The organism is Butyricimonas sp. Marseille-P2440, from assembly GCF_900091675.1.
In the GTDB taxonomy this organism is placed as follows: domain Bacteria; phylum Bacteroidota; class Bacteroidia; order Bacteroidales; family Marinifilaceae; genus Butyricimonas; species Butyricimonas synergistica.
The window spans coordinates 272,630-287,308 of sequence record NZ_LT594609.1 but is presented as its reverse complement, the minus strand read 5'-3'; the positions used below and the strand labels follow the sequence as shown (position 1 = coordinate 287,308).

The window sequence follows — 14,679 nt, the reverse complement described above, 5'->3', positions numbered from 1 at the left end:
GTTCGGAAGACAGGAGCTTTGTTCATAAGTAGGAGAATAGGAGAGAGAGAATTGCATTTGTTTAAAAAATGGTGTATCCGGGAGGATATACCATTTTCTTTTTCCTAAATAGCGTTAAAAACTTTTTTCTTTAGGCGATTAGGATTATTTTCGTGTGTAAAATAATCGACATATGGCAAAAATCTTAGTGGTAGACGATGATACGACTTTCTGTATCATGTTGAAGAACTGGTTAGGGAAAAGAGGATTTGAAGTGGAGAATGCGTTCTCGTACAAAGAAGCGGTGAAAAAACTAGACAAGGAAACATTTGACCTTGTGCTCACGGATTTGCGTTTGCCCGATAAGGATGGGATTGATTTGCTTCGGTTGATTAAAGAGAAAACCCCGGTGACACAGGTCTTGTTGATGACCGGGTACGCGGATATTCAGACTGCCGTAACGGCAATGAAACTGGGGGCATTCGATTATGTTGCCAAACCCGTTATTCCGGATGAAATTCTGAAGAAATTGCAGGAAGCGTTGAAGCTGGAAGTGGAGCCTGCTGCCAAGCCGGTTCCGGCGAAAGCCAAATCGACGACTTTCTCCTATATAAAAGGGGTAAGCGAGAGTGCCAGCCAGCAATACGAGTATATTCATCTGGTAGGACCTACCATGATGACCGTTTTGATTAACGGGGAAAGCGGTACGGGTAAGGAATATATCGCCCGTCTGATACATAACACGAGTGCCCGGAAAGACGGACCTTTCGTGGCAGTGGATTGCGGGGCTATCCCTCGCGATATTGCGACGAGTGAGCTTTTCGGACACGTGAAAGGTGCTTTCACGGGTGCGACTACCGATAAGCAAGGGTATTTCGTGACGGCTTCCGGGGGTACAATTTTCCTTGACGAGATCGGTAACTTGCCCTATGACGTGCAGGTACAATTGTTGCGTGCCTTGGAGGAACGGAAGGTTCACCCCGTGGGGAGTAGTGCGGATGTGCCTTTTGACGTGCGCATCATTTCTGCTACAAACGAGAATCTGAAAGAGGCTGTTGCCGACGGGCGTTTTCGGGAAGATTTATACCATCGCCTGAACGAATTTTCCATCTATGCCTTGCCTCTGCGGGAACGGAAAGATGATATTATGGTATTTGCCAATCATTTCCTCGATAAAGCAAACGAAGAGTTGGGCAAACAAGTAGCGGGCTTTGACGACGAGGTGATGCGGATATTTAATACTTACGCCTGGCCGGGAAACCTTCGGGAGTTAAGAAATATCGTGAAACGGGCGACATTGCTTTCCCAGGGAAAACTGATCTCGAAGATGTGCTTGCCCCCGGAGTTATCGCAAAAGCCCGTTGAACAGGAAAAGCCGATGGGTACTCGCCGGGAAATGGAGATCGAATTGATTAAGGATGCCCTCCAAAAATGCCGGAACAACAAAAGCGAGGCAGCCCGAATGTTGCAGATCGACCGCAAGACTCTTTATAATAAGCTGAAGAGTTACGGGTTGGAGGATTTGTAGTCCATAAAGTCCCAACTCCCAAGTAACTGTATTACTTCATTGCCCGTCTGCACGACTTTGCTCACGGTTTCTGCCACTTCAGCCTCTTCCGTTTGTTCCATATCCATTCTTTCAAGGAAAAGCAACAGGGGGATAACCTGTTGTATGGATAATTGGCGGAACATCGGGAGCATCTTGTGGGCGAGTTTCTTGACCTGTTCTATCTCATGCCGTTGCACGTGTTCTTCCAGTGTTTTGAAATTTTGGACGCAATCTGCGATAAACGACTGTATGATTTGATTCGCCGCAACCTTGTCATTATCGGCGAAGACCATAATCATACTTAAATCAAAAGGCGTATTCGTGTCGTGAGATTCTCCTTTCGCGGGAGTGATCTTAATGTCACATCCCAGTAACTCGTTCACTCGGGCGTAAAGCTGATCCGGCGTGAACGGCTTGTTCAGGTAAGCGGAAAAGCCTGCATCGAGATAGGCTTGTTCCTGCATATCGGCACGTGCCGATAAGGCTATGACGGGAAGGTGCTTTATCTTCTCCGAGTCAGATTGCCTGATTTGTTTCACCAGCTCGAAGCCGTCCATCCCGGGCATCTGAATGTCTGACAGGACGAGATCATAATCCCCCTTTTCGAGAAGGGACAATGCCTCTAGGGGGTGGGGGCAGGTATCGCTGTTGATACCCGCTTTATGCAGAAATTCCGAGTTGACGGTGAGTTGTAATTCGTCGTCGTCCACGAGGAATGCCTTCATGCCCTCGTGCATGACAGGAGTATCGGTCGCCGCCTGCACGGGAGTGACCTCCTGCGAGGGAGCTTTCACCAGAGGCAGTTTCACGGTAAAAGTACTGCCTGCCCCTTTCTTGCTGGTGAGGGTTAATTCCCCTCCCAATAGCTTCACCAGTTGCAACGTGATGGTGAGTCCCAGCCCCGTGCCTTCCGCCCCGTTGTTATGTTGTGGCGTCAATCGTGTAAATTCCTTGAAAATCAGTTCCTGTTCTTCTTCCGTCATGCCGGGTCCCGAGTCTTTAATCACGATCATAAGTTGCCCGTCTTTTCCACTTGGGCTGAAGGCGGAGAGGGAAACTTTTCCCTTTTGGGTATATTTGATCGCGTTGGAAAGAATATTCACCACGATTTGGCGTATTTTCATCGGGTCGCCCGAGAAATGGCCGTTCAGGGCATTACTGATATCACTCCTTAGTTCCAGTCCTTTTTCCGCGGCTAAAGGTAGGAAGCTATCGGCAGTTTCTTGCAAAAGGCGACCGGGATCGTATGCCACGGTATTAATTTCCATCTTGTTGGCTTCCAGTTTGGAGAAATCCAGCAGGTCGTTCGCCAAGTGTAAAATATGTTCGGCAGACCCCTTCATGTTCCGGAGGAAATAATATTGGCGCTCTTCCAGCGGGGTATTGCTTAACAATTCAATGTACCCGATGATAGAACTCAAGGGCGATTTGATGTCGTGCGTGACAGTAAGCATCAACTTTTCCCGGTTATGGAGCAAACGTTCCGTGTAAGCGTTGGCGGCTTCCAATTCCCTTCTATATCGTTGGCTTTGACTGATATCGTTGATAATGAGGACAACAAAAAAGACCACGAGGAGGCAGGCAATGATGGCAACCCACGAGAGCGTGTGGGTAAGTTGATTGCTTGTCGCTTGTTGCTGTTCCAGACGAATCTGCGTGTTTACAATTTCTTCCTTCTCGAGAGCCTTCAAGATACGTTTTAAACGTTCCGTGATCTTTTGCCCGCTTTGGATAACGATTTGCTCTTGTTTGGAAATTCTGGCATCGATCTCCTCTTTCTGCTGTTGGTATTGGCTCCACGAGTCTCGGATAACATTCATGAGAGTATCCGTGTCATTGGACATCCCGAGCGTGTCGATAAAGTAATGATAGGTCGTGTCTACCCTTAAAATGGAATCCCTTTTGGTACGTATCCCGAACCATCCTTTCTTTTCTTTAATGGTGATGCTGCTGTCTACCGTGGTCACCATCCGTGGGCGGATGTCGGGCACTTTACTGATGGAGTCCTTCAGCCCCTCGATCTTTTCGACGGTCTTGTTATAGAAATCTTCGGGGATAGAGTATTTTTTAATGTAGAGTAGGTTTTTCAAGTTTTGAATCCGATCTGTCAGCAGGGCGTGGATCGTATCTATTCGTCTGTTTTGTTCTTCACTCACAGACAAGTATTTCAAGGTATCCATGTTGTGCCGGATGCCTTGAATGAGTCGCATATACGTGTTGAGGTTTTTCTCCGAACCGGTTTGCGAGAAAGAGAGCCCGGTGTTCTCCGCCTCGTACAGTTTTGCCAGCGTATTCCCAATGATGAATAATTTCTGCTGCATGACAATTTCATCATTCTTCTTTTCCGTGAGGGTTATCGTTTGGTTGTAAATGAAAACAATGGCAATAACACCTAAAAGGAGTATCAGCATATACCCCGTTATCAGTTTGAACTTGGTAAATTTGAATGGTCTTTTCTGCATGGCTATCAGTTTGTACAAAGGTATAAAATCTCCCCTATGCCACACCGGTATAGGGGAGATTTATTTCAATGAAGCAACCGGAATGTAAATCTATTTCGGGATTAAGCCATTAGCTTTATTGACGGAATCTAAGTGTTGTTGTAGATAATCGGGATTGTTTCTGCAGCGGGCTTCAAAAGCTTGCATTTCGTCATATCGAACTTTGCATGCTAATAGATAGTTGCAAAAGTCTTCCTCACTCATCTTAAACCCGAGGAAAGTGTAATATGTCGTTTTTTCTTCAGTGCAGACCATAAAGTGGGGTAATTTGTAAATATCTAATAGTTTAATTTCTTTGACTTCCCCTGTTTCAATTTTCTGTAGAAGCCAACCTAAGCTTTTGTTGAAATAAGTAATACCATTTAAGTCCGTGGTGAGTCTCCAGTGTTTCCCGTCTTTTACGGCTTCACACATTAGAGCAACTTTGCCTTCTTTGGTACCTACATACCATATTTTATTTTTTGAAAGAGACAGACTTTTATGTAATGCTTCGGGACTGGGGTTTGAGTAAAAGATGGAGTCGTTATATGTCATATAAGGAATGGAAGAAATGGCAAGAGAGTTGAGTTCTTTGCTATTTGTAAATTCTCTTGCAGCATTGCTTTTTCCTCGTGAAATTGAAGCTTTAAATAGCAATTGTTCCTTGATGGAATTAAGAACAGTTTCTTCTTCTTGAGTTAAAGCTGTACCTATTGGGGGAGATGGGTTGATTGTAATACTTTTATCACTACAGGCGATTAAAAGTAGAAAGATGTAAAGATGATGTTTCATAGTGTATTGTTTTAAAATTTACATGTATATGTTTATATCGTCGGCTGATGAATAAGCAGGAATATCGCGCGAAGCGTTTCCTGATTCGAACCATGGATCCGAGTAGTAGACTCGCAAAACCTTATTCCCATACAAGTCTGTTGCTTGTTCAACGCCATGAATTACAATGCTATGTATAGAACTTCCTTTTATGATGCCATAAGCGGGTAAATAGTCCATAGCGTTATAGGATGATTTGCTAAAATACGAACAAACAGTTGAACTGATTTTAAAAATTCTATTGGTTTCTTTTTGTATAAAAATGGGATAATCAGAAATTTTGACTCCGTTGTTAGTAACGCAGTGATTGAGACATTCTCCGTTATAATGTAAAAAGTCGCAACAATTAACATTTGTCACATTCTTTAAATACTTTGTCGCATAAATTGTTGCGTAATGGCACTGTGGTTGTTTAGCTAACATCTGCATACATGCGTAAACACACCAAGTTCCTGTTAATTGTTTCGTATGTTGATAATTTGCGTGAGTACTTCCCCACATTTTATTCCAATCTATATCATACCCCTTAGCTACTCTCCATAAGCAAAGGCAGATGGAAAGAATGGAAATCGAGATAATTATAAATTTAATTTTTTTCATATAGTTATAATTTGCAATTTACGCAAATTAAAAAAAATATGAGAGAAATACAAGAGTTAATAAAAAAGAGTATCAATTCGATACTCTTTTTCGTGATCCCCACGGGACTCGAACCCATATCAAAGGAACCGGAATCCTTCATTCTATCCATTGAACTAGGGGACCATATTTATCGGGTACAAAGCTAATCAATTTTTTAAAAAAAAGGGAGCATTTGCCCCCTTTTTTTTAAATTATAATTGCTAAAGCATTATACTTTTTTCCGGGTGGCGTAACTGATACGGAGAGAATTTGCTTTACGCAATTCTTGTTTCACGTCGGTTACAATACCCATTTTGGTAAATTGATCAACTTTCAGGTTGTTGGTGATCATGTTACGATCTTCCTCTTTACGAGCTTCTTGCTCTGCGACAACGAAAGCACTGATTTCACTAACGTTGGAAAGTTTGTCATTCAGCTGGATACGCGGTTCGCTACCGTATATACCCACGTACTGGTCTTTCGGTTTTCCGATATAGATATTACTAACTAGGGATTTCTTTTCCAGTTTAGTAAACTGTCTAGCCTCGGGCATACCGTTGTTGACCATAAGTGTTACTTCACGCATCGTGGTACTTACCATGAAGAAGAATAACAACATGAAAACGATGTCAGGTAGAGATGCTGTTGATATGGCAGGCACATCTTTCGAGCCTCCTTTTCTGAATTTAGCCATTATTTCTTTCCTCCTTTCTGTCCTACGTTCTTGGGTTCAGCTTCTGAGATTGCGGTAGGAATATACTTTCTTACTGCATCCATCTGCTCTTCCGTGAGTTCACTGTATTTCTTTCCCCATTGCTCCATGGCCTTCATATCTCTTACTTCATTATAAGCGGCTGTCAATTCGTCTTGAACTGCTATATACATTTTGTAAGATGTACCCCGGTCACTTTGCAACGAAACGATACCATTCGAGATCTCCACTTGCCCAAAGAAAGGAAGTTCTTTGAGATGTTTGCTCGGGAGATCGGATCGATTATCCTTGTTCAGGATAAATTCGATAGCCTTTTCCTTCAACTGGGAAATATCCATCAGTTCCGAGTTTACCGCCAACTGGTCGTCCTTGTTCACCATTACCTGTAAAACGTTACGTTTGGCAACGGGAGGAATTTGTACCATGTCTTCAGGCGGCATGGGCGGTAAACGTCTGAACAAACCGGAATCGACGTCCATTGTTGTTGATACCAAGAAGAAGATCAACAACAAGAATGCGATGTCCGCCGTTGAAGTGGCATTAATTTCCGGTGTCTTTTTTCTTGCCATTATCTTACTCGTCTAATGATTTCCGTTACGATGATAGCCAATACAGCTCCGATCCCGAGGAAATACATGGTAAATAACATGGTATCGGCGAATTTCAAGGTACCTTCCACGTTATCCGGACCGTCATACCCGGGCAGTTTCATGATTGTTCCGTCAGACAAGGAGTAAGCTATCAAAACTAATAAACATATTCCAACAATGGCGATCAATGTTTTCAGCGCTTGTTTCGGGTTGGAGAATAATTTGACAACCGGGAAAGCAATGGCCGCGATAGCAGTGAGCGCCAGCAGTATATAAGCCCACCATATCAGTTCGTCAGTGTATACAGGCGATGGATATTGGGAATTCGGAAGTTCTCCCCCGAAGACAAATAACCCAATTAACACGACTGTAATGGCGAACATTACAATGGTCAGGATATTTAATAACTTGGTTACTTTAAGCATGATTAGTGTTTTTGGTTGTATTTCACAAGAATATCTAACAAGGTTACGGATGCGTCTTCCATATCGTTCACGATACTTTCAACTTTTGCAACACAGTAGTTGTAGAATACTTGAAGGATCATGGCAACGATCAAACCGGCAACCGTCGTGATCAATGCAACTTTGATACCTCCCGCAACCAATGACGGTTGGATATCACCTGCAGCCTGGATCTTATCGAAGGCGTCGATCATACCGATAACTGTTCCCAAGAATCCTAACATAGGAGCCAAAGCGATGAACAAGGCGATCCAAGACATCCCTTTCTCCAAAAGTCCCATCTGAACGGATCCGTAAGATACAACTGATTTCTCAACCATTTCGATACCTTGGTCATAACGGGACAATCCTTGATAGAAGATGCTTGCGATAGGACCTCTACTCGTGCGGCATACTTCTTTCGCTGCCTCAACTCCGCCGTTTTCCAGTGCGTCCTCAACGCTGGCAATTAATTTTTTCGTGTTTGTAGCAGCCAAGTTCAAGTAGATAACTCTCTCGATTGAGATGGCAAGACCGAAGATCAAAGCCAAGATAACGAAGCTCATGAACATGGCACCACCTTCGATGAATTTCTGTTTGATAACAGCGTGCAGGGAGGTACTTTCGATCTCTCCTTCATCTTCAAGAATGGTCGGGTCTGTGGTTGTCTCTTCGTCTTGATAAGTTTCGGTGGTCTCGGTCTGAGTCATTTCATCCTCTTGAGCCATTAGCGTAGATGATGCTCCAATAGAAAGCATTCCTAAAACTGCTATTAGTGCAAATAATTTTCTCATGATCAATTTAACTGATTTTTAGTTTATTAATAATTAAATTTTAACTCTATATTTTGTTTTAAGCTGTTATTTATTTCCATTTGCACCACCTTGAGTCCAAATCGGGCACCAAGGTATAAAAAAAATGTTAAAAGCCAATATATTTGGGAGATATTTCTCCTTTCAAGGCGTTATTTAAATATTTTTTTATTTCGTTAGGGTCTTTATATTTGCCCAGCACGTACATCATTTTACACGCTGCCGCTTCGGTCGTGATATCATGCCCGCTGATAACCCCGGCGTTAAGTAGTTCTCTACTTGTTTCATACTTACCCATTTCCACGCTGCCGCCCTGGCATTGGGTCACGTTGTATATGAAAATACCCTTGGATAAGGCTTCCTTCACTTTGTTAAGAAAAACTTTATTCGTGGGGGCGTTCCCCGACCCGTAAGTTTCCAGGATGATACCTTTTAATCCCGGTATTCCCGTCACGGCGTCTATTACTTCCGGGCGCATACCCGGGAATATTTTCAATATGGCAATATTCGTGTCCACGTCGCAAAACGCCTCGACGGGATTAACCCTCGGGGTGTAATCGATTGCGCTATAATCGTAATGAATATGAATCCCAATACTAGCCAACGGGGGATAGTTGTAAGACTGGAATGCGTCGAAGCTTTCGGCGTTAATCTTGGTCGTCCTGTTCCCCCGGAATAGTTTCGATCCGAACAGGATGCTCACTTCGGGCACGATCGCCTGCTCGTTGTCGTAAGCCGCGGCAATCTCGATGGCGGCGATCAGGTTCTCTTTCCCGTCCGTGCGAATTTTCCCGATAGGCAATTGCGAACCGGTGAAAACAACCGGTTTCGTCAGGTTGTTCAACATGAAACTCAGAGCCGAAGCCGAGTAAGCCATGGTATCAGTCCCGTGCAGGATCACGAATCCCCGGTAATCGTCATAGTTCTTCAGGATGATCTGGCACAAGTCTTTCCACAACTGTGGTTGCAAATCCGACGAGTCGATGATTTCCGGTAACGTGTAGCTATCGATCGTGAACCCGAATTCTTTGATTTCGGGAACTTCACAAGCTATCTGGTCGAAATTGAACGGGCATAATGCTCCGGTTTCGGGATCGTTCACCATTCCGATGGTTCCGCCAGTATATATGATCAACACGGGTTTCGTCATAAATCAATTTTTTTCTTTCACACTTTTACTATGCAAATTAAATAAATTCCGTGCATTATTCGTTGTTATTTCCTGCACTTTTTTTGTGTCAATACCTCCAATTTCAGCAATTTTAGCAGCTATGCACGGAATATAACTACTTTCGTTCCGTTTTCCCCGGAAGGGAACGGGAGCGAGATAGGGGGCATCTGTCTCGAGGACAAGATGTTCTGTTCCTATTTTTTGCACGACTTCCGCCATGGAGGATTTCTTGAAGGTAACGACTCCCCCGATGCCTAACAGGAACCCGAGGTCGATAGCCCGCCGGGCGTCTTCCTCGTTGCCGGGAAAACAGTGGAGGATGCCTTTCATGTTGTAATGCTGCCTTTTCAACACGGCGAAGATTTCGGGAAGGGATTCCCTGGAATGGATGACCACGGGGAGGTCCATTTCCCGGGCGATATGCAATTGCCGCTCGAAAACGGCGATTTGCTCTTTATAATATGTCTTGTCCCAGTAGAGGTCGATCCCGCATTCCCCGATACCATATATAGGTATTTGCCCGAGCAGTTTCTCGAACGCCTTCATCTCTTCCCGGTAAGCGGCGTTGACCGAGGTCGGGTGGACTCCTAGCAAGGGGAACAAGTTGTTCGGGTATCGTTCGGCAAGAGCCAGCATGGATTGTCTAGTGGACTGGTCGATGTCCGGTAAAATAATATACCGCACATCGGCTTCAAAAGCCCGCTGCACGGCATCGTCCCGATCGTTGTCAAATTCTTCCGCGTAAATGTGCGAATGCGTATCTATGTACATACTATCTTTATCTTACGCGGCAAATATAATGATAAAAAGCGAGAATCAGCACGGGGTAACACGAGAACTATCCTATTCACGCTCATCACCTGAATGAATAAAGTAATACTTCCGTGTGAATTCCGGTGGAATAGTGTTAAAAAGATTGTTCATAAGCTTTAGTTATCCTTTATAAACGCTATTAATAATAGGGTTCGTATAGCGTTCGTATAGGGTTCGTATAGCGTTCATGACGGAATTAAACCGGAATTAATACGGGAATGTAATTGTATTGATACGAGTTATAGGTTTGATTAGTAGACGATTTGACCGTGTCGTGATGAAAAAGGCGAATCGTTTCGTGTATCTTGAAATATAAATTTTGTTCCTGATTTTTTTTGTAAAGTAATTTATTTAGTCGATTTTTTATAATTTTGTATTCAAATCATCCCGAAAAATAGCTGGAATGGGGTTATCTATCGAAAAAATCAGACAGGGTGACGAGCAGGCTTTCAGAGAGTTGTTCGATGCGTATTATCAGGCTTTGTGCGTGTTTGCCGCCACTTACCTGAGGGATGATACTTTGGCGGCGGATATCGTGCAGGAGTGCTTCGTGAAGTTTTGGCGTCGTCGAGCCGATTTGGATGATGCCTTTAATATAAAGTCTTTCCTTTACGCGATGGTGCGTAATCACTGCTTGAATTATATTCGGGATAACAAACTGATCCGGGAGGATTTATCCGTGGTGATGTCGGAGGAGTTTTACACGGAGACTTTAATCGAGGAGGAGGCATACAGGATGTTTTACGAGGCGGTGGATGCCCTTCCCGCGCAGACACGCCAAGTGATACAGTTGGCTCTGGACGGTCTGAAAAATTCCGAGATTGCGGAACGGCTGGGGGTAGCTGAGAGTTCCGTACACACGTTGAAAAAACTTGCTTACAAGAAGCTGCGCGTGGCGTTGAAGGAGTATTATTATCTGGTATTTGTATTTCTTTGTTGATTTTCTTTAAAAATTAAATCATTGTAAATCTGAAAGTTTTGTTTCGTTTGGAAAAATAAATGAAATAAAATAGATTTTGGGTTCCCCATGAAAATGGTTTTTTGTGTTATATAATTAGTGATGGGGCGGCTTTTTCAATAATGTGATGAGGTGAAGAATTTTAGAGTTAAATTATAAAGTAAAAAGAAAATGGATTAAATTTTAAAATTAAACACGGCAGATAAAGAGAGCAGGAAATGCCGGTAACATTTCCTGCCAGAATTATCCCCGTTAGGTCAGAGATAATTTATTAACGCATTTAGAAAACAAATTTATGGAAAAAAAGTCGATGTTCCCACGAGGTAATCTCGGGAAGTTTAAAAAGTTGTGGCTTATGATGAAGTGTACACTATTATTTGTTTTGTTGGGAATCACGAGCGTGAACGCATCCGTGTATTCCCAGGTTGGGCAACAAATTTCTATCTCGATGAAAGATTCTTATTTGAAGGATGTATTGTGGGAGATAGAGCGTCAGACAACTTTCGTGTTCATGTATAACCAGGAGGATTTGGATAAAGCCGGGAAGGTTAGCGTGAATGTCAAGGCCGCAGAAATTGAGAAAATCTTGAGAGAGTGTTTGAAAGGGACGGGTTTGACTTACGTGATCGAGGATGCCGTGATCGTGTTGAAACCCATGAAGGAGGAGAAGAAGAAAGAAATCCGTATCGCCGGTCGGGTGACGGACGAGGCAAAACAACCTTTGCCAGGGGTGACGGTACGTGTTAAGGGAGTGAATCTCGGAACTGCCACGAATGCCGAGGGACGCTACTCGCTGGCGTTGCCTGAAATGAAAGAGGTAGTGTTGGTTTACACGTTCGTGGGCATGGTGACCCAAGAGGTGAAGTACACGGGCAAGGACACGATCAACGTGGTGATGAAGGAGGATAAGGTGAAGATGGACGAGGTGGTGGTGACCGGGTACATGAACGTGCGCAAGGAGAGTTTCACGGGAAATGCCACGACGGTGAGCAAGGATCAGTTGCTGAAGACGAATAACAAGAACGTGATTGCCGCCTTGCAGGCCTTTGATCCTTCTTTCCGCATCAAGGAGAACAAGTTGTTCGGTTCAGACCCGAACTCGTTGCCCGAGTTTACAATTCGTGGAGAGGGAAGTATCGGGATGAACCGCGGTTTGGATATGGAGCAAGCCCGACGTTCACAGCGGACGAATTTGAAAGACAACCCGAATCTGCCTATATTCATTTTGGATGGTTTCGAGGTATCCGTGCAGAAGATTTACGATATGGATATGAACCGTATCGAGAGCATGACGATTTTGAAAGATGCGGCAGCGACGGCAATGTACGGTTCTCGTGCAGCGAACGGCGTGGTGGTTGTGACCACGGTAGCCCCGAAGCCGGGTGAGTTGCGGGTGACTTATAATTTCAATGCCGGGGCGGAATTCCCCGATTTGTCGGATTACAATTTGTGTAACGCGTGGGAGAAGGTGGAAGTGGAACGGTTGTCAGGAAAATATATTGCATCGGATGGTGACCTGGGGATGCAGTTGATCAAAGATATCGCTTACAATGATTTGGTGAATGAAGTGCGGAGAGGTGTGGAAACCGATTGGTTGGCACAGCCGTTGCAGAACGTGTTCAATCACACGCACAGTTTGAATGTTTCCGGTGGTGTGGAGAGTATCCGTTACAGCTTGGACTTGAATTACGGTACCCATAATGGGGCAATGATCGATTCTTACCGCGATAACATGGGCGTAGGTCTGAATTTGGATTACCGGAATAAGTCGTGGTTGCAAGTGATGAATTCTGTTTCTTTTAACGTGACGAGAGCATCGGATTCCCCTTATGGTACATTCAGTTTGTACACGCAATTGCAACCCTATTGGGCGCCGTATTCGAATGACGGGGAGTTGTTGGAAACGTTGAAAGACGGGAAAACGGTCAATCCGTTGTATCGTGCTCGGAAATTAGGCAGTTATACCGGAAAAATGAGATTGAATGATTTGACGAATAATTTCAGTATCAATATTTATTTCACGGAAGCCTTTTCTTTTAAGGGGCAGCTTTCCATGACACGTTCCGATTCCGAAACGGAAAGTTTTAAGGATCCGAAAGACCCTTCTTACAAGACAACTTCCACGCGTGAAAGAGGTTCATTGTCGATGTCTTCCGATAAATCGTTTACCTGGAACACGAACGCGATGTTCTATTTCAACAAGTCCATAGGGGGGCATTTCATTAATGCCACTGCCGGATTGAATATCCAAGAATCGCACAATAAGACGACTTTATTGGAGTATCAGGGATTCCAATTGAGCAACTTGCATTCGCCGACTTATGCTGCGGAGCAAACCCGCAAAGCAAGTGTGTCCACGGATAAGAGTCGTTTGATCGGTATATTGGCATCTGCCAACTATTCATACGATAATATCTATTTGTTCGATGTTTCTTTCCGTATGGATGGTTCTTCTAAATTTGGTAAAGACAAGCGTTTCGCACCTTTCTGGTCGTTCGGAGCTGGAGTGAACGTGCATAATTATTCGTGGTTAAAAGACCATTGGTTGGTCAGCACCTTGCGTGTGCGGGGAACATATGGTGTAACCGGTAACGTGAATTTTCCGGCATACGCTGCTATCTCCACTTACCAGACTTCTGACAAATGGTATTACAATACTCCTTCGAACACGTTGATAGCCTTGGGTAACCCGAAGTTGACTTGGGAGAAAACGTACACAGTGGATGCCGGTTTCAATTTGGGGCTTCTGCATGACCGTTATGTCATCGAGGGAAATTATTACCGGAAAGAGACGAAAAATCAGTTGGAACAATTGTCAGTCAGAACCTCTTCCGGATTTTCAAGTTACTACACGAATGCGGGTTCGATCCTGAACGAGGGGTACGAGTTCAAATTGAATGCCACGGTATTCCAAAATCGGGATTGGACGGTGGCGGTGAATGCTACTTTGGCTGCCAATAAAAATAAAATTACAAAGTTAGGACAAGAAGCAGAGAGATACAATCAAACCATCCAAGATTTCCACAATGGGAAAAGGCTAGAAGATGAGGCGGATTTGAGTGATGAGGATAAAGAGGCTCGTGGTGAGTTGTTCTATATCCCGTTGACCCAGTATTACGTGGGAGCATCGACGACGGCTATTTATGCCGTGCCTTCTTATGGGATTGATCCTTCTAACGGCAAGGAGTTGTTCCGCAAGAGAAACGGTCGGAGCACTTACGTGTGGGATGCAGCCGACGAGGTGGTAGTCGGGGATAAGAGCCCGGATGCACAAGGTTCTTTCGGTATCAATATCGCTTGGAAAGGATTTTACGTGAACACGACGTTCTTGTATCAATGGGGGGCGCAGGACTACAATGAAACACTCAAAAATAAGGTGGAAGAGGCTGATATCGATGGTAGCAACGTGGATCGACGCGTGTTGACGCAACGCTGGAAAAAGCCGGGAGATGTGGCTCCGTTCTTTGATTTGGCAAGAAGGGAGAAGACGCAACCGACTTCCCGTTTTGTGCAGGACAATAATTACTTGGCGTTTAGCGGCCTTTCTTGCGGATATGACTTCAGCCAAGAAAAGATACGTAAATATCGCTTGACTTCGCTGGGATTGCGATTTAACATGAATGATGTATGTCGTTGGTCGTCCATCAAGCAAGAGAGAGGAACAAGTTATCCTTATGCTAAAAATTACAGTTTCACGCTGACACTTGGTTTTTAAATTAT

The 14,679-nt window shown here is 44.1% G+C and carries 12 protein-coding genes and 1 tRNA gene; 3 read left to right on the top strand and 10 right to left on the bottom strand.

The window, feature by feature from the left end; genetic code table 11:
• Nucleotides 1-172 precede the first annotated feature (172 nt).
• On the top strand, nucleotides 173-1,507 hold the full coding sequence (locus tag BN8899_RS07170; protein ID WP_018338954.1) for a sigma-54-dependent transcriptional regulator: 1,335 nt from the start codon (nucleotides 173-175) through the stop codon (nucleotides 1,505-1,507).
• Here BN8899_RS07170 and BN8899_RS07165 read toward each other — a convergent pair.
• The 10 genes from BN8899_RS07165 to BN8899_RS07120 form a co-directional block, all read right to left on the bottom strand.
• Nucleotides 1,486-3,990 (bottom strand): ATP-binding protein, encoded by a 2,505-nt coding sequence (locus tag BN8899_RS07165; protein WP_065218891.1) that lies wholly within the window; start codon nucleotides 3,988-3,990, stop codon nucleotides 1,486-1,488. The genes BN8899_RS07170 and BN8899_RS07165 overlap by 22 nt on opposite strands.
• Before the next feature lie 90 nt (nucleotides 3,991-4,080).
• Nucleotides 4,081-4,800 (bottom strand): hypothetical protein, encoded by a 720-nt coding sequence (locus BN8899_RS07160; RefSeq protein WP_065218890.1) that lies wholly within the window; start codon nucleotides 4,798-4,800, stop codon nucleotides 4,081-4,083.
• Nucleotides 4,801-4,818: 18 nt separating this feature from the next.
• Nucleotides 4,819-5,439, bottom strand: coding sequence for a hypothetical protein (locus BN8899_RS07155; protein ID WP_065218889.1), 621 nt, complete (start codon nucleotides 5,437-5,439; stop codon nucleotides 4,819-4,821).
• 93 nt (nucleotides 5,440-5,532) lie between these two features.
• Nucleotides 5,533-5,604: transfer RNA gene (locus BN8899_RS07150), tRNA-Arg, on the bottom strand.
• Nucleotides 5,605-5,689: 85 nt separating this feature from the next.
• The gene (locus tag BN8899_RS07145) at nucleotides 5,690-6,154 is read right to left on the bottom strand and encodes an ExbD/TolR family protein (RefSeq protein WP_065218888.1); all 465 of its coding nucleotides are present in this window, start codon (nucleotides 6,152-6,154) and stop codon (nucleotides 5,690-5,692) included.
• Nucleotides 6,154-6,741 (bottom strand): ExbD/TolR family protein, encoded by a 588-nt coding sequence (locus BN8899_RS07140; RefSeq protein WP_065218887.1) that lies wholly within the window; start codon nucleotides 6,739-6,741, stop codon nucleotides 6,154-6,156. The genes BN8899_RS07145 and BN8899_RS07140 overlap by 1 nt, the downstream gene beginning before the upstream one ends.
• Entirely contained in the window at nucleotides 6,741-7,187 is a 447-nt protein-coding gene (locus tag BN8899_RS07135) for a hypothetical protein (protein ID WP_018338958.1), read from the bottom strand. Before BN8899_RS07135 ends, BN8899_RS07140 begins: the two co-directional genes overlap by 1 nt.
• Before the next feature lie 2 nt (nucleotides 7,188-7,189).
• Nucleotides 7,190-7,999 carry a MotA/TolQ/ExbB proton channel family protein gene (locus BN8899_RS07130; protein ID WP_026207764.1) on the bottom strand — a complete coding sequence of 270 codons (810 nt, stop codon included), beginning with the start codon at nucleotides 7,997-7,999 and terminating at the stop codon, nucleotides 7,190-7,192.
• A gap of 127 nt (nucleotides 8,000-8,126) precedes the next feature.
• Nucleotides 8,127-9,167, bottom strand: a complete 1,041-nt coding sequence (locus tag BN8899_RS07125; RefSeq protein WP_065218886.1) for an asparaginase — start codon at nucleotides 9,165-9,167, stop codon at nucleotides 8,127-8,129.
• Between the two features lie 3 nt (nucleotides 9,168-9,170).
• The gene (locus tag BN8899_RS07120; RefSeq protein WP_018338961.1) at nucleotides 9,171-9,959 is read right to left on the bottom strand and encodes a TatD family hydrolase; all 789 of its coding nucleotides are present in this window, start codon (nucleotides 9,957-9,959) and stop codon (nucleotides 9,171-9,173) included.
• Nucleotides 9,960-10,404: 445 nt separating this feature from the next.
• Between BN8899_RS07120 and BN8899_RS07115 the strand changes: the two genes are divergently transcribed.
• Together BN8899_RS07115 and BN8899_RS07110 are read left to right on the top strand one after the other, a co-directional pair.
• On the top strand, nucleotides 10,405-10,941 hold the full coding sequence (locus tag BN8899_RS07115; protein WP_018338962.1) for an RNA polymerase sigma factor: 537 nt from the start codon (nucleotides 10,405-10,407) through the stop codon (nucleotides 10,939-10,941).
• Between the two features lie 373 nt (nucleotides 10,942-11,314).
• Nucleotides 11,315-14,674: a SusC/RagA family TonB-linked outer membrane protein gene (locus tag BN8899_RS07110; RefSeq protein WP_065219426.1), complete on the top strand. Its 3,360-nt coding sequence runs from the start codon at nucleotides 11,315-11,317 to the stop codon at nucleotides 14,672-14,674.
• Nucleotides 14,675-14,679 lie beyond the last annotated feature (5 nt).